We start from the raw sequence: 20,295 nt of genomic DNA on the forward strand, positions 1-20,295 counted from the left end.
ACGCTTTCGGCCTTGCGTCGCGCGGACCGATAAACCGGATCGGCAGTGAACCCATCTGCCCGATCACAGGCGTTGGTCCTGCGCTCCGGCGATCGGATGCGTGCCGATGCGATGCACTGCGAACGATGCGATATGGCGACGCAGTACGGCATCGTCGCGAAACGGTGCGACGAGACACCATAGCGAGCCGGCAACGCCGCTGGCAGGAGACAGATATTGCGAGATGGTATCGATCGGCGATGGATGATGGGCGGCACGTTGCTGGCCATGGCATCCGCAGCGTGTGGGCAGACCTCGAAGTCGAGCGACACCGGGAGCGGCGCCGGTAGCGTTCGGGCTTTCGGTGCGCGGGGTGACGGCGTCACCGACGACGCGCCGGCGATCCAGCGTGCGATCGATGCGGCCGCGAAGGCCGGCGGGGGCGTGGTGACGCTCGATCCGGGCACATACCTGCTGCGCTATCGTCCCTCCGACGACGGCGATGGCGGCAGCGCCTTGACGTTGCGATCGGGCGTGACGCTCGAAGGGACGGATCGCGCGCGGTGCATCCTGAAGCTGGCCGATGCGCAGTTGGGCCCGGGCAGCTACGCGCGGATCATCGCCAGCAAGGGCGAGATCAGCCGCGCCGTACTCCGTGGCTTCACGATCGACGGCAGCCGCCAGGGCCAGGGACAGTTTCGCGACGGGTTCGGCGGTGCCGCTGTGCTGCTGGGCTGGAAGGGACGCTGCGTCGACGTGACGGTCGAGAACCTGAACGTTCGCGATGCCGTCGGCCAAGGCATCATGCTGCAAGGATCGATCGAGTCCGTATCGCGCAACCTGCGTATCGCCAACAACTTGGTCGAGCGGACCAGCTTCATCGGCATTCAATGCTCGCAGTTCGATGGCGTCGAGATCGTCGGCAACCGGATCAACGACTGCTACGACAATGCGATCGACGTGTATGGCGACGACACTGCCGGCCAGTCCACGGTCGCCACGTCGCATCGCGCGACGATCACCGACAACCAGATCCGCGGATGCAGCATCGGCGTGTTCCTGGAAACCGTTGCGGACTGCGTCGCCGCCCGTAACGTGATCGCCGACTGCAAGATTGCGGGCGTACGCGTCAATCGCATCCACGGTGAACCGCGTAACCTGACGATCGAGCGCAACAGGATCAGCGGCACGCCGATCGGCGTCGCGATGGGCGGGGATACGGGCGGCGTCGTCATCCGTGACAACGACATTCGCAGTTTCGCAAAGGCCGGTATCGAATTCAGCTACAATGTCAGCCGCGTGACGGCGACCGGAAACCGCTTCCTGCCCGAGAACCGGACGACCCCGATCATACTCGGCCAGCCGACAAAGCTCGGTTCCACGCCCGAGGAGCAGCTCGCGCATATCCGTATCCAGAACAACCGCGTCCCGCGCGGGTACGATCCGCAAAGGCTGTTCGTCAACCGGTATCGCCGCATCGCCGAAGTCGAGGTCGGCCGGTTCGCGAGCCAGTGACGACGCATCAGCCGAGGTGAACCGGCGGGCGGACGCGCGCCCATACGGCGCGGCATTCGCCTGTGCCGATGCAGAACCCGGTGTGAGGAGTCGGGGCTCGCCCGCGGGCAGTCCCGCTTCCGACCGACGATCCACATGGGGCCCGCACCGATGACCCGCCGGCCTGTCTTGCGACCGCGTCCTTGCCGATGCTAGGCGATCGAATGCATTGGTTGATTGGACAGGCTTCTCGCCATCGCGCGCTCGCGGTGGGTCTCACGGCACAAATCGTCCAATACGGGTCGGCCTTGCTGCTGGTCCCCTTCATGGTGACGCGATTGTCGGCCCCCACGATCGGCATCTGGTACATCTTCGTGGCGGTGCAGTCGCTCGCCATGGTCTGCGATTTCGGATTTCAGCCGAGCTTCACGCGCGCGATCGCGCTGGCGTTATCGGGTGCCAAGAAGCTCGAACGCTCGGGACTGGGCGAGGTCGTGCCGCAGGGTCAGGCCCCCAATTACCGCTTGGCGGCCGAAACCGTGGCAGCAGCCCATCGCTTCTATCGGTTGCTGGCGATCGGCGTCCTGGTGCTCCTGCTCGCATTCGGCCTGCCCTACGCCACGACGCTGGCGCGCGCCGGTGGCGTCCCCACGGGATCCGTCCAGATCGCCTGGCTGATCCTGTGCCTGAGTATTGCCCTGACGCTCGCCTTCCTGTGGATCAGCCCGGTCCTCATGGGGTCCGGTCGGGTTGAGCAGAACTATCTCTTCATCATCGCCAACCGCGCGACCTTCTCGATCCTGGGGATACTGGTCCTGGTGGCGGGTGGCGGGCTGATCGCCCTGTGCGTGACGCTAATCATCACACAGCTCTTCGCGCGGCTGGTCGCACACCGGTTCCTGCGCGGCATATTGGGCGACCATGGCGATCGCCCCGCCGATCCGCGGGCGGTACGCGAGGTGCTCAGCATGATCTGGCCCAATGCCGGGCGCATGGGCGCGGTCGCGATCGGCGGATTCCTGATGACGCGGTTCAGCCTGTTCGCCATTTCGAGCTTCGTCGGGGTGGTTGCAGGCGGCGCCTATGCCTTGTCGGTACAGCTGCTGATGGCGCTGTGTGCAGCCGCCCAGTTGCCGATGCAGGTCGCGATGCCGCGGCTGATCGCCGCGCGGGTTGCCCATGACGGGCCCGGACTGCGACGCCAGTTCGGTGGCGCGATGGCGCTCTATACGGCGATCTTCCTGACCGGTGCGGCCGTCATCCTGTTCGCCGTTCCCGCGTTTCTGGCGCTGATCGGCAGCCATATCGCTCTACTCGCGCCGTTGACCCTGGCCTTGCTGGCGGTCGTGCTCTTCCTGGAGGGATTTCACTCGAACGCCGCCTTCTTCATCACCACGGCCAACAACGTGCCGTTCCTTCGCCCCGCCTTGTTGTCGGGCATAGCCGTGGCGATCGGAGCGACGCTGTTCGGCTGGAGCGGCGCGGGCATAACGATGATCGTCCTGTGGCAGGGGATCGTCCAGCTGTCCTACAACAACTGGCGCTGGCCGTTGATGGCCTGGCGGGAGATCGCACGCACATGACCCGGGACACTCCGAACGCCGAGGGCAGTTTTGTCTGGCGCCCAGAACCCGACGCGCAGATCGCCGGGCTGACGAGCGAATGCCTGTTCGAAAGCGCGGTGCGCATCGAACAGCGGAGCACGGTACCGACGCTCACGATCGCCATCCCGACCTATCGACGCCCCGGCCTGCTCGAGGAAACCGTGGCGAGCGTGCTGGCCCAGACCGATCTCGACGGCGTCGAACTGGTCATCGTCGAAGACGATCCGGGATCGGCCGATGCGAACCGGCTACTCGCCGCGCTGCCCGGGCTCCGCGACATCGCCTTTCGCTATTACGGCAATGCCATCAACGCCGGGTTGTTCGGCAACTGGAACAGAAGCCTGTCGCTCGCACGCGGCGAATGGGTCACGATCCTCAACGACGACGACCTGCTCGACCCCGTCTTCGTCGCGACCATGCGCCAGACGCTGTCCGCCGATCCGGCAATCGACGCGGTCGCGTGCTCGCTGCGGTTTCTCGACCAGCGTGCAGGCGTGGGCGACCCCACTGCGCCGCTGTCCCGCGCGGAAAAGCTGCGCAACCTGTTCCGGTTCGGACCCGGCAAGACGCGCCGCCTGCGCCCCGCGCAGATGTTCTTCGGGAGCCTCGCGGGAAGTGGCCTGGGGCTCGTGGTCCGTACCGAGGTGATCCGTGCGCTCGGCGGGTACCGCGCTGCGGATTATCCGTCGGCGGACTATTTCTTCATGACGCGGCTCGCGCGCTATCACCACTTCGTCCAGCTTCGTGCGCCACTCGCGATTTCGCGCGTCGACACCAACGTCTCCTCGCGCCCGGAGACCCAACTGGGCTTCCTCCGGTGCCAGGCGCGGCTGCAGGATGCCTTGCTCGACAGCGGCATCGCGCCGCGCTGGTGGCGCCATATCCAGGCGTCAACGATGGGCATCGCCTTGCGCCATACCAACCGGTACTGGAACCAGGCGTTCGATCGCGAAGACGTCGCCCGGGCGATCGATGCGACCATCTCGTTTCGCCATTTGCGCCCCGTGCGGTGGTACCGCCTGCTGATCGGCGCAGTATGAGCGCCGCCATGACGACCGTTGCAGCCCCCTCCCCCACGATCGATCCGATCGATCGCCCGCTGCGCATCCTGAACGTCAGCCAGAATTATTACGTCCGTGGGGGCATGGACGTCGCGATGTTCCGCCTCGAGGACATATTGAAGGCGCACGGCCACGAGGTCATCCCCTTCGCCGGCGCGGACCCGGCGAACCAGCCGAGCGAATATGCCCGCTATTTCCCGCCTGCACCGCCCACCAGCGATACCGGCTCGACCGATCTGCTACGGACGCTTTATTCGCCGGCCGCGCGGCGCGCGATCGGGCGGGTCCTCGACGAACAGGCGATCGACCTCGTCCACCTCCACAGCTATTTCAAGCGCCTGACGCCTGCCATCCTGCCGGAGATCGCGCGGCGCGGCATTCCGATCGTCCAGACGATGCACGAGTATCGTGCGGTCTGCCCGATTTCGCTGCTCTACCGCGACGGTCATGTCTGCACCGACTGCCACGATCGCCGCTATACGCAGGTGGTGCGGCATCGCTGTGCCGGGGGATCGCTGACCCGCTCGCTCTGGAACATGGCCGAGATGCGGTTGTCGGACATGCTCGGCCACAAGCGCGACATCGCGCGCTATCTGTCGATCAGCGACTATCAACGCGATCGCCTGATCGAGATGGGCATGGCGGGCGAGCGCATCGAGACGATCCATCACCCGGTGACCTTGCCGCCTGCGGCCGGGGACACGCCGCGCGACTATGTGCTCTTCGTCGGACGGCTGGAGCGCTACAAGGGCATCTTCCCGCTGGTCGACGTGGCGCGAGCGTTACCCGCCATCCGCTTCGTCTTTGCCGGCGAAGGTCCAGACGGCGATGCGGTGCGCGCGCACGCTGCCGGTCTCGCCAATGTCGAATGGCGCGGCAATCTGGACGGTGCCGCGTTGGCGAGCGCGAGGAACGGCGCCTTGTGCGCGGTCGTCCCGTCGCTCGGGCCCGAGCCGTTCGGGCTCACCTCGATCGAGGCTCTGGCGCACGACACCCCGGTAATCGCCTCGGCGATCGGCGGGGTCGCCGAGACCGTCCGCGATGGAATCGACGGTTTCCACGTCGCCCCCGGCGACCGCGAGGCGCTGATCGACCGCATCCTGCGCTTTGCCGACGCGCCCGACATGGCGCGCCGGATGGGGTTGGCAGGCCGAGCCCGCGCTGCCGAGGACTTCTCGCCCGAGCGCTATTATCAACGAACGATGGCCGTCTATCGGCAGGTCCTGTCGGCAACACGGAGTGACGCGGCATGATCGCAAACGTGATCGCAAAGCTTACTGGGCGGACCTACGCCATCGATGCCGGCGACATCGGCTACCTCGTCGCGAAAGGCGGCATCCCCTTCCTGCGCGGCCTGCTGTGGAGCCTGGTCCGGCTGCGGCGACCGAGCGGCCTGTTGCTCGGCCCCGGCATCCAGTTCGTCCAGCCCGGTCGCCTGAGGCTCGGTCGCGGCGTCGCGATCGGTGGCTATGGCTATGTCGACTGCGCCGCGAAGGACGGGCTGTCGCTCGGCGACCGCGTCACCTTGCGCGAACGCGTGTGGATCCAGAGCCGCAGCGGCCTGAACAGGCGCGCGGCGAGCCTCACGATCGGCAAGCGAAGCTATATCGGCCCGAACGCCGTCATCGGTCTTGGCGGTCCGGTGGTGATCGGCGAGGACGTCCAGATCGGCGCCGGCCTGACCATCACCGCGGAATCCCATGAGGCGGGTCCGGACGGCAGCTTCGTCTCGGGTGCGGTATCGCGCAGGGGCGTCACGATCGGTCGCCGGTGCTGGCTGGGCAACAACGTGTCGATCCTCGACGGCGTCACGATCGGCGAAGGCGCGGTGATCGGGGCCGGCTCGGTCGTGACGCGCTCGATCCCCGCCTTCTCGGTGGCGCTCGGCGCACCGGCGCGCGTCACGCGATCGATCGGCCCTGCAGATCAGCTCGGACGGTAGGACGGCGCCCCCACGCGCGGACCCGCTTGCGGCCCGGCTTCCGGCCCCACGCCTGCCGCCATACCGACACGCGTAGGGTGTGGCGCCGGCAGCCGGCGCTTGCCGCGCCGGAACAGCGCCTTTGCCTGCCGGAACGCGAAGGGATGACCGGCGTGTTCCAGCGCGAGGAACGCCCAGAGGATCGGCATCACCTTCGACGAGCTGAAGATATCGATGAACACCGCAGCCACGGCGAGCATGACGAGCGAGAACTTGCCGATGCTGCGCTGCTTGAGCGAGCGCAGCGAAACCACGATCCAGCCAAGGAACAAGAAGACTCCGATCAGCCCGGTTTCGCCGAACACGCGCACGTAATACCCGTCGACCGCGTTGCTCCACGCACCCGGTCCCCAGCCGACGAACAGCGTGACCCAGGTCGCGGCGGTCGATTTGATGATGATCGGCCAGCGGACGGCGCGGTATTTGAAACTCAGATCACCACGCGTGTTGGGCATATAGCGGTAAATCAGGATCCCGTTCAGGAACCGCTCGCGATAATAGCTCGGTCGCGGCACGGTCGGAACGCGCTTCCATGTATATTTCAGCAGGCTCCCCATCGCCAGCGGCGTTTCGGACTCGCCAAGACGCGACTTGCTGATCGCCGTGTACAAGGGCTGTGCGGCGATCGTCGCCACGACCGCGCCGGCGAACCCGACCGCCATCGTCCGGCCAGGGCGTGCGGCCGCAAAGCTGACGAGAATGCCGAGCAGCGTGACGCGCGCCTGGGTCATGAAGATCAGCACGATCATGAACGGCGTGAGCCACAGGGCCGGCGCCGCATAGGCCAGCATCGCCAGCATCGCCGACGTTTCGAACGGTCCCGAGGTATTGATCGTCAATCGTTGCGATGCGCCGGCAAACTTGCCGATGCGCCCGATCACACCGAAATATTCCGCCCCGCCCCATATGATGAAGACGCCACAGACGATCAGCAGCGCGGTCCGCAACGCGCGCGTGCTCAGCCGCGGCGCAGCCTCGTAGATAATGAAGAACCACGTCATGTATTGCGCCAGCCGCAAACCATAGACGATCCCAACGAGCCCGCCCTGCGCGATGTTGATGACCGCGGTGAGAAGCCCGAAACCGATGAATATGATATACGCGCGCGCATAAATGGGGATCGACAGGCGCCGGCGCGCGGTGACGATGTAGATGAAGAACGCGAACGCGCTGATGAGGTCTTCGGGACGGATGGCTGCGGCGCCGATCGCGTACAGGTCGATTTTTGGCGCCAAGACATACAGCGCGAAAAGGACCAGATAGATATTCATCGCACGGTTCCGGGGTGAAGGACGCCAACGTCGGATCGGCTGGGCGACAGCGGCTATGTCACAGGCGATCCGCTGCTGGCAACTCCGCCGAACGGGGCCAGCAGGCGCGGGAAGAAGCGGGCCGCCTCGACTTCCGCACCCGCGTTGATGCCGCGCGCATGCGCGGTGCAGGCCTGCCGGGTCGCGATCCAGTCGCCGGCGAGATCGGCGACACGGTCTTCGATCAGCGCGAAATCCCGTTCGCGGTCGAGCGTCAGGAGGTGCCCGGGCGTGCGGATGCGGTCGCGGATACACCCTGTATCGCTCGCCACCACATCGACACCCCGCGCGAAGGCTTCGAGCATCACCAGCGGCTCGGCCTCGTCGATCAGCGTCGTCGGCAGGACGAACAGGTCGATATCGGAAAAGAACCGCTCCTTTTCCGCACCCTGGACGGATCCCCGATACTCCACGCGTGGCGGTCGTCCATCCACCCCGGCAACCGTCGCGGCTGCCAGGGCCGCGCTCAAGGCGGGATCCGCACACGGGCCGGCGATCACGAGGCGCCAGTCATGCCCCCGCGCCGCAAGGCCCGCGAACAGATCGAGCAGATAGGGCACCCCCTTCTCCCGCGTCAGCACGCTCATATGACCCAGCGTGACCGGCCGCTCGGGGCGGGCTCGAGGGTGATCGTCCTCGATCCGCGGACCGAACAAATAGGCGTTGGAGAGGCTGGTGGCGCGGTCGTCCGTCTCGTCGTCGAGATAAAGGCCGGCGAACCGGCGCCGCATGTCGTTCGACAGCAATATATGATGCTGTCGACGCCCGCCCGCTGCGACCAGCGCTTGCATCGCGCGTGACGGACCGAGATTGATCGGCCGAAAACTATGGTGATGAATCCAGTGTTCGATGCCGCGCAGCCGCAGGATCAAGGTCAGCAGGACAAAGAGCCAGACGCCGCGCTGTCCCGGGACCGAGAGATAGGCCCGGTCATCGCGTTTTCCGCCGACCGCCAGTGCGAGCGCCGCCCCGATGGTCCGCCTGAGCTTCGTGGCGCCCGTCCCCCCGGTATCGCGCAGATCTACCGGTGCACCCTGCGCGACGAAATAGTCGAGCATCGCCCGATTGCAGTTGGACTGACCGTGAAGCGGAGGCGGAAGGGCGCCGACGAACCAGAGACGGGCGCCGGATCTGGTCTTGGACGCGGTCGGGGCGGAAAGGCGCAAAGCTGCGGGTATGGGCATGAAGCGAGGGAGCCTGTGGGGGAAGCGGATCGGTGGTCGACGTTGCCATCCCGAAACCCGTATGCGAGACGCGCCCCTTACCGACGATCACGGGCGAGGAAAAGTGACCGCATCGTACACTACGCGTCACGACGACGTCACCGCAGCGACGGGCCAGCCCACGCACCGCGACGACGTCATCGCGAAGACCGGATATACCACACGCCGCAGCGACTTCATCGTCGCGGCCGGATTGCTGTGCCTGGCACTATTGCTCGGGGGCGGCAGCCCGATTTCACCGATCCAGCGCATGATCGTCGAAATCGCCGGCGTCTTCGCGCTCGGATGGTTCTTCGCGCGCGGATGGCACGCGCCACGCAGCCGGGCGATCACGACAGGCCTCGTCCTGATCGGAGCCCTGGTGGTACTGATCGTCGTGCAGGTCATTCCGCTTCCGCCCGGCATCTGGCGCACGTTGCCGGGACGAGAGATGGTGATCAGCGTCCTGGACGTCGTTGGCGCAGGCAGCACATGGCTCCCGCTCAGCCTCGATCCGACCGCGACGCGCGAAGCGGGGTATTTCCTCATCCCGCCGATCGCGATGTTCGTCGCGACGCTGCATCTCGATCGTGACGCACAGCTCAAGCTGATCCTGCTGATCGTCGCAGCGGCCGTCGTCAGCGCCGTGCTGGTGATGATCCAGGCTCAGGGCGCGATGTGGCTGACGCTCTACGACGCCCCGCATGCCACGAAGGGCAAGGGGATCTTCGCTAACAAGAACCACAACGCCGCCTTGCTGGTGGTCGCGATCCCGCTGGCAGCCATGCTCGGCCGCAGTGCGCTTCGGTTTGCCCAGCAAAGCACGCAGCGTGCGGTGACCGGTATCGTGATCGCGATCCTCGCGCTGGCGGTGCTCGGCTGCCTGTCGCGGGCGGGCATCGCGTTGCTGCCGATCGCGCTTCTGGCCTGCGTACCAGTTCTCGGGGGCTATGCGCTGGTGAAGCGCCACTGGAAGATCGCCGTCGGCGCGGCCGCGGCCCTGGTGGTCGCCGCGATCCTGATCGCGCAGTCGTCGATCGTGAAGGAAACGCTCGACCGGTTCGGTGCCAGCCAGGAAGGCCGGTACGTGTTCTGGCCCGACGTGATCGCCGCGATCCGCCAGTTCATGCCATGGGGATCGGGCTTCGGAACCTTCGTCCCGGTGTTCCGGATGAGCGAGACGCTCAACGCCGTACACCAGACCTATACCAACCATGCGCATGCCGACTTCATGGAGATCGCGCTCGAGGCGGGCGTGCCCGGCCTGTTGCTGGTGGTCGCGTTCCTCGTCTGGTTCGGCGGTACCGCATGGTCGCGGCTGCGCGGCCGGATCGACGCCCCGGACTTTTCGCCGATGCTGACGGCCGCGACGGGTATCCTGCTGTTGCTGGCCGCCTCGATCGTCGACTATCCCTTGCGAACGCTGCTACTGGCCTGTGTATTCGCAGTTTTGGCAGCGATCCTCGCGTCTCCGCTGCGCTTTTCAGCCACGTCCAATCCCTTTGGTACTGGACGTGACACAGTACCGCGCCATCCTCGCCGAAAGGTCAGGCTCTAGCCAATCGGCCAAACCCCGGGTAAGCGCCCAACTCGGTTGCAGAAACAGTCTGTAGCCCGGTAGTATCTTGATAGAGGCCATAATGAAGGCTGGTTGTTTCCTCCTGCTGTCGAGCATGTCGCTCAGCGCTTGCGTCTCGTCCGAAAACTGGAAGAAGCTGCCGGCTGGCCCGGCTGCCTACAACACCATTCCGGCGACCATCCCTGTAGATGCGCGGCCCGAATACCGCATCAATCCTCAGGACAAGCTGACGATCACGGTGTTCCGCGAGCCCGACATGTCGGTCGAGGAAGCACCCGTCGAGACGGGCGGCACGCTGGTGCTGCCCCTGATTGGCCGGATCCGCGCGGCGGGACAGACGACAGCCGCGCTCGCCAATTCGATCCAGTCACAGCTTGCAGCACGCTATCTGGTCGATCCTCGCGTATCGGTGATCGTCGCGGAATCGCGCGCGCAGAGCGTCACGGTCGATGGGGCGGTCGGTATTCCCGGGGTGTACGGATTGCAGGGCGACACGACGTTGCTTCAGTCGATCGCGCTGGCGCGAGGCGTGACCCGCACCGCGACATTCGACAAGGTCGCGGTCTTCCGCACGATCAATGGTCAGCGTCAGGGCGCGCTCTTCAACATCAGCGATATCCGCAATGGCGATGCAGAAGACCCCGTGTTGCAGAGCGGCGACTATGTCGTCGTCGGCAATTCGGCGATCAAGGCGGTCGGATACGACCTTCTGAGCCTTGCCCCAGCCGCGGCGCTCTTCATTCCGCTCGTGAACTGACCCTTGCTTCGCGATCAAATACCCTCGTTCGTCCGGATCTCGCATGAATAGTGTCACCCCCAGCCTTTCGCGTTTCCCGGATGCGGATACACCGCTGCTCAACGACGTGCCGGACGAGACCAAGGGTCCGATCGATCTGCGCGCCGTATGGTCGGCAGCCTATCGCAACCGCGTCAAGCTGCTCATCACGGTCATCGTGGCGATGCTGCTCGGCCTGCTCATCACGTTCCTGAGCACGCCGATCTTTCGGGCCGACGCGCTCATCCAGATCGACCAGCAGGCGGCACAGATCCTGGCGGGTACCGATGTCGAACCGAGTGAATCGATCCTCGACGGCGACCGGTTTCTCCAGACCCAGATCGACGTGATCAAGAGCCGCACGCTGGCGCGCCAGGTCGCGGAATCGATCGGTCTCTACCGGAACAACAGCTTCCTCGAGAAGATGCACATCACCCCCGCGGCCGAGCCGCGGGGGTCCTACAATCTCGTCCAGACGCGTCGCGAACAGATCATCGATGCGCTCCAGAAGAATCTCGACGTCGAGCTTCCGGTCGACTCGCGGATCGTGACGATCTCGTTCTCGAGCCCCGACCGCCAGCTGTCGGCGCAGGTCGCCAACAGCTTTGCCGACAGCTTCATCGTCAGCAACATCCAGCGCAAGTTCAACACTTCCGCCTATGCGCGCCGCTTCCTCGAGGGGCAGCTCGGCCAGACCCGCCAGCGCCTGGAGGAATCCGAGCGTGCCCAGATCGCCTATGCGCGCTCCGCCGGGCTGATCGACGCAAGTTCGGGCTCGTCCGAGGGCCAGTCCTCGGGACCGAAATCCCTGACGACGGCAAATCTGATCCAGCTGAACCAGGCCTATTCGCAGGCCGTCAGCAACCGCATCATGGCCGAGCAGCGGTGGCGTGAAGCATCGGGAACAGCGCCGCTGAACCAGCCCGAAGTCCTGAGCAACGCTGCGATCCAGGTCCTGATCCAGGAGCGTGCCAAGGCACAGGCCGAATACGCCCAGAACGCCAAGCGCTATCTGTCGGGCTATCCCGGCCAGACCCAGGCCGCGGCGCAGATCGAGACGCTCAACAACCAGATCTCTCGCCTCGCGAGCGGCATCCGGGACGGCGTCCGCCAGCAATATCAGATCGCCTTGAGCCAGGAGAAGGCGCTCGAGCGCGATCTCGACAAGCTGAAGGGGACGACGCTCACCGAGCAGGGTCGTGGCGTCCGGGCCAACATCCTGCGTCGCGAAGTCGATACCAACCGCGCCCTCTATGACGCGCTGCTGCAGCGCTACAAGGGCGTGAGCGCAACCGCAGGCGTGTCGTCGAACAACGTCTCGATCATCGACCGCGCCGATCCGCCGATCGGTCCCGTGTCGCCGCGACTGTTGCTCAACCTTGCACTGGCACTGTTCACCGGCCTGTTGCTCGGCGTCGGCTATGTCGTGCTCCGCGAGCATTTCGACGATGCGATCCGCTCGTCGGAGGATGTCGAGACCGAACTCGGCACGAGCATGATCGGGCTCGTGCCGATGCTCGCCGCAGGCCAGAGCCCCAACACCGAGTTGCAGAAGGCGCGCTCGGAGACGTCGGAGGCCTATTACGCGCTACGTGCGGCACTCGAGCTGGCAACGCCGACCGGCGCGCCGCACAGCCTGATGGTGACCAGCACGGGGCCCTCGGAAGGCAAGTCGACCACCTCCTATGCGCTCGCCCGCGGGTTCGCACAGATTGGTCGCCGCGTGATCCTGATCGATGCCGACATGCGCAAGCCGGCCCAGCATCGCAATCTGGAGCTGCCCAACAAGTTCGGCCTGGCCAACCTGCTGGCACGCCAGGCGACGCTGCAGGAAGTGCTGCAGCATACGGCCACGCCGAACCTCGACTTCATCTCGGCCGGCCCCCTGCCCGTCAATCCTGCCGAGCTGATCGCCGGATCCGGGCTGGCGACGCTGATCGATCAGATCAAGGACGATTACGACATCATCCTGGTCGACGCCCCGCCGGTGCTGGGCCTCGCCGATGCGCCGACGCTCGCGTCGCATGTCGATGCGACCCTGTTCGTGGTCCAGGCCAACCATGCCCGCGGTCGCCAGGCACGGATCGCCCTGACCCGGCTCAAGGCCGCGCGCGCCTATGTGGTCGGTGCGCTGCTGACGAAGTTCGATGCCAAGGTGATCGGGCATTCGACCGACTACGGCTATTCGTACAGCTATGGTCAAACCGATCCGCGGAGCTGAACGCATGCCGCAGACCGGTGAAACCATCCGCGAGACGCCCGGCCAGTCGGCTGCGACAACGGGCGGGAGGACGACGAGCAAAGCGGGCCGCATAGCCCGGACGCTCGTCGCCGTTTTGCTGGGAACCGGACTGTGCTGGCAGATCAGCGCTGCCAGCGTCGCGACGCTGGCAGCGCGATCCTCCGATCCCCGCCTGCTGGCGGCGACGGGATCGGCCGCGCATCCCCAGGCCGGGTCGATCATGGCACAGAGCCTGTTGGCAGCCGGGCAAAGCGCGCCGGCAGCCGCGCTCGCCCGGTCCATCCTGCTGGTCGATCCGACCAACGACCGGGCCATGCGCGTGCTCGGGCTCGCGACCGAAGCGCTCGGACAGCGCGATCGCGGCGCGATGATCATGCGTCAGGCAGCCGCGCTCGGCTGGCGCGATACGCCGACGCAATTATGGGTCCTGCGCGATGCCGTCATGCGCGACGACTATGTCACCGTTATCCAGCGCGCCGACGCGCTGGCACGCCGCAACCGGTCGGGCGAGCTGACCCAGCCGCTGTTCCGTGCCGCGATCACCGAGCCTCACCTGCGCGGCGCGCTTGCCGACAGCCTCGGCGACAAGCCGATGTGGCGCGGTGCGTTCTTTGCCGATATCCGCCAGAACCTGCCGGCGACCTCGACCGCGGGCATGGAAGCATTGTTCCGCGACATGAAGGCGCGCGGTCAGACGATCGGGCCGATCGAATGGCTGAGCTATGCCGAGCGCCTGATCGATCTCGGCCAGTTCCAGCGGGCCCGACAGGTCTGGGCGAGCGCCTTCAAGGTCGCCGCGAGCCGGTTGTCGACAATTCCGTACGACGGCAACTTCGCACTCGCGGCTGCACGGCCCAACGACGCACCGACCAGCCGGTTCGAGTGGGTCTTCAATCCCGACCTCGCAATGACCTTCGCCGAAGGTCCGGGCGGGTCGTCGCTGACGATCCCCACCGACATCGCGGGCGGTACGCCGCTCGCTTCGCAGGTGGTGATCCTGCCGGCCGGCGAGCATACCCTGACCGCGCGGATCGACGGGTCGCCAAGCGCCGCTGCTGCCGGATGGACGATCACCTGCCTGCCGTCCAAGCAGATCCTGCCACGCCGCCTCGCGCGCGGGGCCAGCGACGAATTGTCCAGCGTGACGTTCGACGTACCGGGCGACGGCTGTGGCGCGCAACAGCTCGCACTGATGACACGCGACCGGCTGGATGCGCAATCGGTTACGATCGGCGACGTCCGCATCCGCTGACCCGGTGGCTCCATTACCGGCCCCGCACCGCTCTGACGGGCGGTAACGGTCGGCCTATTTGGCGTGGACGGGGGGATTGATCACCAGCGCGGCCTTGCGGCGCTTGCGACCCAGGAGGCGAAGCAGGTTTCGCTCGATCAGCCGATAGGAGAGATAGCCGACGGCGATCGCGAACACCGATATCAGCGGCACACCGACCGCGGTCGACAGGTTCGGCGCCATCACCGAGGCGACCTTGCAGACGAACGATATCGCGATCACGTGGACGAGATAGATCGAATAGGACGCATTGCCGAGTTCCGGCAGCACGGTACCCGAATAGGGTCTGCGGAAATCGGCATAGAGCGCGAGCGAGACCAGCGCGGCCGACGGTACCCCGAAAGCCCAGACCCGCCACGCCGCACCGCTCATCGGCAGGGTCAGCAGGACGAGAACACAGCCGAGCAGCATCCAGGGGAACAGCCGGCGATCATAGAGGAACGTGCCGATCGTCATCCCGAACACGAACTCGATCATGATCGGATTCTGCAGGAAGAAGGACGTTCCCCGCCCCGACAGGACGAGCGCGAGCATGACGAACGCGGCCGTCGCCCAGGCCCGCTTGGTCAACGCCATCGACGCTGCGGCGACGGCATAGAACAACACTTCGTATTCGAGCGTCCAGCCGACGTTCAATACCGGATAGGTCTCCGGCCCGTTGACCCACGACACGAACAGCAGCGACTGGAGAAGGTGCCAGGGTCCCGATACCTCGTTTCGCGCCAGCCCCGGGATATGCGTCAGGGCAAACGTGGCGGCGGTCATGATCCAGTACATCGGGACGATCCGCTCGACTCGGCGCTTCACGAACACCGACGCCGTCGTCTCCCGGCTCGAGCCGATAAAGACGATGATGAAGCCCGATATCACGAAGAACAGGTCGACCCCGTAGACACCCAGTTCAAGTAACGGATAGGGGTCGCTGCCTCCGAAATAGGATATCGTCGTGATCTGCGCGTGATAGGCGACGACGACGGCAGCAGCGATGAACCGCAATATCTGGATACGCAGGAATGTACGCTTGTCTTGCACTGCTAGCGGATCCGAATTATGAAGGGATGTGAGCCCTTCGGGTATGCAAAGACCGGAATGGGGGCAACGGAGGCGATCGACATAATATTCCGTGTTTACCGTAGGCTAGGTCGGGGATCTGCCATCGCGAAGGCCGCTTGGCTTGCCACCGGCCTTGGCCTCGCCGCTGCGACCGGATCCGCATCAGCACTATCGCCATACATCAAATCGCAGCGCGACCAAGTGGTGTTCGTGGGCGACAGTATCACTTTCGGGCAGGGATCTTCGGACCCAGCCACTAAATCCCGACCTGCGCTTTTCGAGCAACGGTTCGGGACGAAAGTCGATGTCGTGAACAAGGGGATCAACGGCATAACGCTAGGGTCGATCGCCGGAATCAACGATATCGGCGCGATCAAACGACCGGGCGTCCGCAACGTCGCGATCGTGCTTGCAGGCTCGAACGACCTCGAACAGGGCGACAAGGCGCCTGCGCTGTACGGCACCTTGCGGACCTATGTGACGGGCCTGAAAGCGAGCGGCTGGAAGGTCGCCGTCGGGACCATCCTGGCGCGCCATTTCCCGCCCGACAAGGAACGCGAACGCCTTGCGCTCAATGCGATGATCAAGTCCGGCGAGATCGCGGCCGCAGGGATCGTCGTGATCGATTATGCCCGCGCGCAGGACAAGGGCGGGATTCCGCTGGCGGATCCCGTACATCCCGACGACACCGGTTTCGTCACGATGGCCGCGCTCGAACGCCCGGTGATCCTGCGCCTGCTGCGATCGAAGTAATCGAGCGCTGCGGACTATCGGGTGTGACGATCGCCGATGTGCCCCCGCCGGTCGACCTCGATAGTTGCACTTGCCAGCGCCTTTTGGGATGACCTGGGCATCACGATCCGAGGCAAGGTTTGGCAAGGCGAAGTACGCCTAGACCTTGCCGTTCGCCAGATCGGCGTACCGACGGGCGAGTTCGAGATGCGCGGCTTTCGCACATCCGTCGCTGGTCATTCCCGCGATGGACCGCTCCTCGGCAGCCCTGGCGACATAATATTGGCGATCGTTTTCTGGCATGGGGTTTGGCCGAAAATCCTTGAAATCGATGCGTCAAAAGCTGCACCGAGATCTTTGTATCGCCGGTAAGTCGCGGAATACATGGTATATATGTACGTGTTTCAGAGTAGATTCCGATGGCACCCCCTCAGGTCCGGTCACGTTTTGCAGGACAGCCGAGCCCCGCTGTCCTGCCGTTTCGACACGGAAATCGCCGATCTGACCGCAGCCCGGACGACCTGACGTCGCTCAGGCCTGTCGCTCGGCGCGATCGCGCTGCCGCCAGTAGAAGGGTTGCATCGACAGGCGCTGCTTCCAGCGGTTCGACAATTTGGCCTCGCGGCTGCCCATCTTGTAGCCGGCATATTTGGCGAAGGTGCGCGTGACCGCCGACGGCAGTTGCAGCGGGTCGTGCCGCGCGAGATAGCTGAGTTCCGAGCGGATGAAACGAAGCCCCTCCCCCTCGGCCGTGCCGAAGGTGTCGAGCAGCCAGCGATTGCGACCGTGGAACACGCCTACGTCGAAATACCGGCGGAATTCCTCTGCGATCGTATAGCCGTGGCTGTGGATCACCTCCGCGTCACCGCGATAGGCGATCCGCCAACCGTTGATCAGCATCTGTCCCGCGACCAGCTGGTCCTCCGCGAAGAAGGCATCCTCGGGGAAGCCACCCACCGCCGCCAGCGCCGCAGTGCGATAGGCGGCGAAGGAATCCGAACAGAATACCGTCTTCACGCCGCTTCGCGCGCGATCCTCGAGCGACCGCGTTTCCGATGCCGGGGGATAGTTGGTCAGTCGGGCATGCCGCTCGATACCGCGCGCGACGGTACGTGGCAGCTGCCGCCCATAGGCCATGCCGACCTGTGGGTCAGCAAAGGCGTCGACCAGTCGGGCGATCGTATCCGGCGCCTGCGGAATGGCATCCTGAGTCAACATGACGACGATATCGGCCTCGGGCCGCATCTCGACCGCGCGCTGCCGGGTCCCGCCGTGATTAAACGTGCGGCGCTCGATGCCCACGACCGTCGCACCAAAGGCGCGGAATGCCGCGCAGCTGTCGTCGTCGGATTCGGAATCGACGATCAAAAACTGTTCGGGCGCGAGCCCCTGCCCCGCCAGCGCCGGCAACAGTGCGCCCAGATAGGCGCCGGCATTGAGCGTCGGGATGACCACCGACACGCGTGCCGGATCGATCGTCCACTGCTGGGTTCCGGGCTGAGTTGCGGTTTCGGACACGGGAAAGGCCGGATCAGAAGGCATTGTCGTGCCTGATGACGAAGATGGTCCTGAACAAAATCCACATATCCTTACCCATCGACCAGTCGCGCAGATATTCGAGATCGGACGACAGCCTGTTCGTCAAGTCTGCGGTCAGCACCGTCGCCCCGCGAAAGCCGCGGACCTGCGCGAGCCCGGTCACGCCCGGCTTGACCGCATGGCGATGCCGATAGCGCGCATCGATCTCCCAATAGAGCTGCTCGGCCGCGCGGGCCGACAACGCATGCGGCCGCGGCCCGACCATGCTCATGTCACCACGCAGCACGTTGATCAGCTGGGGCAATTCGTCGATGCTGTTGCGCCGGATGAACTGGCCGATCCGGGTCACGCGACTGTCGCTCCGGGTCGTCAGCACGCTGGCCGTCGCATCGCACTGGTCGTCGAACATGCTGCGGAACTTGAGCATCATGAACAGCGTGTTGTCGCGGCCGATCCGCTGCTGCCGGAAAAGGACGGCGCCGGGGGATTCGAGGCGGATGGCGATCGCGATGCCGACCAGCAACGGCGACAGCAGCAGCAACGCGATCGCCGAGACGACGATGTCGAAGAGCCGCTTCATGATGCGGTCGCGCAGATGCAGCGGCCCGGCCGACACCACCAGCGTCCGGTGGTTATGATAATGGCTGACGCCGATCATGCCGATGCGATCGACCTCGGGCGTGAGGATCTCGCCGTCGACCGCCATGCTCTTCAGCACATGCGCCCACGCGACCACGCGGTCGTCGCGGCATGCAATCACCACGCGATCGGCATGCGCGACGAGCTTGGCGAGCCGGTGATATTCGAGCGGATCCTCGGTTGCCGGATCGAACCCGATCTGGGCGGCATCGAGGATCATGCCATGCGACGGCGCAGTCCAGGCGATGCCGTCGACCACGACGACCGTACTGAACGGCGTCCCTCCCAGGCGGCGCAGCATGATCCGACCCAAGATCAGCCGTTCGCCGATGATCAGTCCGACCGCGCTCAACGTGCCGGTCCAGAAGACAAAGCGGGAAAACGCCGCGCCGACCTTGAAGGAATAGGCGATGATCAGCATCGCCGCGGCCGCAAACGCGATCGCCCGGATCGCGGTGAACGCGCCGACCCGCGGATCGCGCAGGACTGCGCCGTTATACGATCCGTTGATCGCCGCGACCCAGAGATAGATCGGCAAGAGCACGCTCAGCATCGTCGTGCCGTGGAGCGTGGACCATGTGCCGAGATACAGCAGATTGGCGAACAGAAATCCCAAGCCGATCGCAATGACGTCGGCACCCGCCAACGCCGCGTAACAGCGGATCCGTCGCGTCTCCATATTTTTGACCGAGATCAGCGAGTCTGGAAGGATCAAGGATTCTGCAGCGTTGGCGACGCTGTCGTAGCGACGATTGCTCTGGATATTCATCTAATCTGTTCCGGTGGACCGTTTGAGTGGCTTGCCCGCCAGCGCTGGCCTATGCCACGGATAAACGACAACCGTTAGTCTCGATGCAGTCGGCTAGGGTGCCGGTCAGCGTATATTCGGACGCGATGCCAATCGGCATCAGTAGTCGATCGGGCTTTTTCCGTGCGTGCGCAGGAGGTCGTTCAAAGGCTTCTGCGCCCAGCGCCGTAAGCCGATGCGCTGCTGCATCACTCGGATCAGGCAGCCAATATACTAGCGAGCAGTTCCAGCGGCTGATTGCCGTCAATGGCGCCACCTGCTCGATGAGCCGATCCGGCAACGTCTGGGACAATGCTGCGATGGTGAGCTTCTTTTTCTTGCTGAAGACCGAACGGGTCGACCTGCCAAATAACCGCCCAGCTTACCGCACTTTTCCGCGCCATGGCTTTATCTCCTGCCGGTCAAGCTCGCCCCAGACCATTCGCATGTCCTGAGACGATGCACTTGCCCGCAACAGCATCAACGTTTCGATCTGAACGGCGTTCGGTATTGGCGGCTCCGGCTGCACTTGGGCGCTTGCGCTATTACCGGTATCAGCGAGCTGATCGCGCAGCTCGTCCAGCGTTTCGCCCATGTCGATCATGGCCACGCGGATGCTTGCAAGTTCTTCCTCAACCCGGTCGGTCTGGTCGAGCCTGTCCCGAATGAAGGCGGCGAGGCCGATGCCCCGGCTTTCGGCCTCGGCGGCGTAAACAAGCGCCTGACCCTCCCTTAATCGGACTTTGATGGAATCTGACAGCTTCACGACGCCTCCTACCACAGACCGGACCCCAAATAGCCTGTTTTATATCAATGTTTCTAATGGCTTGTGCGTAACTAGGGTCCGCTTAGGGTCCAGCATTCCTACCGATATCTGTGGATAAACGTTGTAATTCAACGACTTACCAGCACCGGAAGGTGCGTATGGTGTACGACCTAAAATCACGGATTTAAGGGTCGGAAATGAAGCTCTGACAGGTCCGAAACGGACTGGCCGAGCTTAAGGGGGTCCAAACTACCCTGATGA

General features: G+C 64.7%; 17 protein-coding genes and 1 pseudogene. 11 read left to right on the plus strand and 7 right to left on the minus strand.

Going from position 1 to position 20,295, the window contains the following annotated elements; all coding sequences use genetic code 11:
• Positions 1-216: 216 nt before the first annotated feature.
• The 5 genes from EQZ23_RS18645 (at position 217) to EQZ23_RS20090 (ending at position 6,080) form a co-directional block, all read left to right on the plus strand.
• The gene (locus EQZ23_RS18645) at positions 217-1,494 is read left to right on the plus strand and encodes a right-handed parallel beta-helix repeat-containing protein (RefSeq protein WP_128455967.1); all 1,278 of its coding nucleotides are present in this window, start codon (positions 217-219) and stop codon (positions 1,492-1,494) included.
• A 203-nt stretch (positions 1,495-1,697) separates the two neighbouring features.
• Positions 1,698-3,056: an O-unit flippase-like protein gene (gene wzx, locus EQZ23_RS18650; protein ID WP_128455968.1), complete on the plus strand. Its 1,359-nt coding sequence runs from the start codon at positions 1,698-1,700 to the stop codon at positions 3,054-3,056.
• Positions 3,053-4,117 (plus strand): glycosyltransferase family 2 protein, encoded by a 1,065-nt coding sequence (locus EQZ23_RS18655; protein ID WP_128455969.1) that lies wholly within the window; start codon positions 3,053-3,055, stop codon positions 4,115-4,117. Before wzx ends, EQZ23_RS18655 begins: the two co-directional genes overlap by 4 nt.
• Complete coding sequence (locus EQZ23_RS18660; protein WP_128455970.1) at positions 4,114-5,391, plus strand: glycosyltransferase family 4 protein; 1,278 nt, start codon at positions 4,114-4,116, stop codon at positions 5,389-5,391. The genes EQZ23_RS18655 and EQZ23_RS18660 overlap by 4 nt, the downstream gene beginning before the upstream one ends.
• Entirely contained in the window at positions 5,388-6,080 is a 693-nt protein-coding gene (locus EQZ23_RS20090) for an acyltransferase (protein WP_128455971.1), read from the plus strand. The genes EQZ23_RS18660 and EQZ23_RS20090 overlap by 4 nt, the downstream gene beginning before the upstream one ends.
• On the opposite strand, the gene EQZ23_RS18670 is transcribed toward EQZ23_RS20090, so the two are convergent.
• Positions 6,065-7,390, minus strand: a complete 1,326-nt coding sequence (locus EQZ23_RS18670; protein WP_128455972.1) for a hypothetical protein — start codon at positions 7,388-7,390, stop codon at positions 6,065-6,067. The two genes, EQZ23_RS20090 and EQZ23_RS18670, sit on opposite strands and share 16 nt — an antisense overlap.
• Before the next feature lie 53 nt (positions 7,391-7,443).
• The gene (locus EQZ23_RS18675; RefSeq protein ID WP_164913518.1) at positions 7,444-8,487 is read right to left on the minus strand and encodes a glycosyltransferase family 4 protein; all 1,044 of its coding nucleotides are present in this window, start codon (positions 8,485-8,487) and stop codon (positions 7,444-7,446) included.
• A 229-nt stretch (positions 8,488-8,716) separates the two neighbouring features.
• On the opposite strand from EQZ23_RS18675, the gene EQZ23_RS18680 reads away from it, so the two are divergent.
• The 4 genes from EQZ23_RS18680 to EQZ23_RS18695 all read left to right on the plus strand — a co-directional run bounded on the left by EQZ23_RS18680 (position 8,717) and on the right by EQZ23_RS18695 (position 14,479).
• Positions 8,717-10,189: an O-antigen ligase family protein gene (locus tag EQZ23_RS18680; RefSeq protein ID WP_164913519.1), complete on the plus strand. Its 1,473-nt coding sequence runs from the start codon at positions 8,717-8,719 to the stop codon at positions 10,187-10,189.
• Between the two features lie 82 nt (positions 10,190-10,271).
• Positions 10,272-10,967, plus strand: a complete 696-nt coding sequence (locus EQZ23_RS18685; protein ID WP_128455975.1) for a polysaccharide biosynthesis/export family protein — start codon at positions 10,272-10,274, stop codon at positions 10,965-10,967.
• Positions 10,968-11,010: 43 nt separating this feature from the next.
• Entirely contained in the window at positions 11,011-13,206 is a 2,196-nt protein-coding gene (locus tag EQZ23_RS18690) for a polysaccharide biosynthesis tyrosine autokinase (RefSeq protein ID WP_128455976.1), read from the plus strand.
• A gap of 4 nt (positions 13,207-13,210) precedes the next feature.
• Positions 13,211-14,479 (plus strand): hypothetical protein, encoded by a 1,269-nt coding sequence (locus EQZ23_RS18695; RefSeq protein WP_128455977.1) that lies wholly within the window; start codon positions 13,211-13,213, stop codon positions 14,477-14,479.
• A gap of 54 nt (positions 14,480-14,533) precedes the next feature.
• Here EQZ23_RS18695 and EQZ23_RS18700 read toward each other — a convergent pair whose 3' ends face one another.
• On the minus strand, positions 14,534-15,550 hold the full coding sequence (locus EQZ23_RS18700; protein WP_164913520.1) for an acyltransferase: 1,017 nt from the start codon (positions 15,548-15,550) through the stop codon (positions 14,534-14,536).
• A 57-nt stretch (positions 15,551-15,607) separates the two neighbouring features.
• Between EQZ23_RS18700 and EQZ23_RS18705 the strand changes: the two genes are divergently transcribed.
• The gene (locus EQZ23_RS18705; RefSeq protein ID WP_240663685.1) at positions 15,608-16,324 is read left to right on the plus strand and encodes an SGNH/GDSL hydrolase family protein; all 717 of its coding nucleotides are present in this window, start codon (positions 15,608-15,610) and stop codon (positions 16,322-16,324) included.
• A gap of 138 nt (positions 16,325-16,462) precedes the next feature.
• On the opposite strand, the gene EQZ23_RS19980 is transcribed toward EQZ23_RS18705, so the two are convergent.
• The 3 genes from EQZ23_RS19980 to EQZ23_RS20410 form a co-directional block, all read right to left on the minus strand.
• Positions 16,463-16,606, minus strand: coding sequence for a hypothetical protein (locus tag EQZ23_RS19980; RefSeq protein WP_164913522.1), 144 nt, complete (start codon positions 16,604-16,606; stop codon positions 16,463-16,465).
• A gap of 228 nt (positions 16,607-16,834) precedes the next feature.
• Positions 16,835-17,821, minus strand: a complete 987-nt coding sequence (locus tag EQZ23_RS18710) for a glycosyltransferase (protein WP_206364320.1) — start codon at positions 17,819-17,821, stop codon at positions 16,835-16,837.
• Positions 17,822-17,834: 13 nt separating this feature from the next.
• A complete protein-coding gene (locus EQZ23_RS20410) occupies positions 17,835-19,250 on the minus strand; it encodes a sugar transferase (protein ID WP_128455981.1) in 1,416 nt (471 codons plus the stop codon).
• A gap of 213 nt (positions 19,251-19,463) precedes the next feature.
• Between EQZ23_RS20410 and EQZ23_RS18720 the strand changes: the two are divergent.
• A pseudogene (locus EQZ23_RS18720) lies at positions 19,464-19,624 on the plus strand (IS3 family transposase); the annotation flags it as partial.
• A gap of 26 nt (positions 19,625-19,650) precedes the next feature.
• Here the strand turns inward: EQZ23_RS18720 and EQZ23_RS18725 are convergent.
• Complete coding sequence (locus EQZ23_RS18725) at positions 19,651-20,034, minus strand: hypothetical protein (protein ID WP_128455982.1); 384 nt, start codon at positions 20,032-20,034, stop codon at positions 19,651-19,653.
• Positions 20,035-20,295 lie beyond the last annotated feature (261 nt).

The organism is Sphingomonas sp. UV9 (genome assembly GCF_004101245.1).
Classification (GTDB): Bacteria; Pseudomonadota; Alphaproteobacteria; order Sphingomonadales; family Sphingomonadaceae; genus Sphingomonas.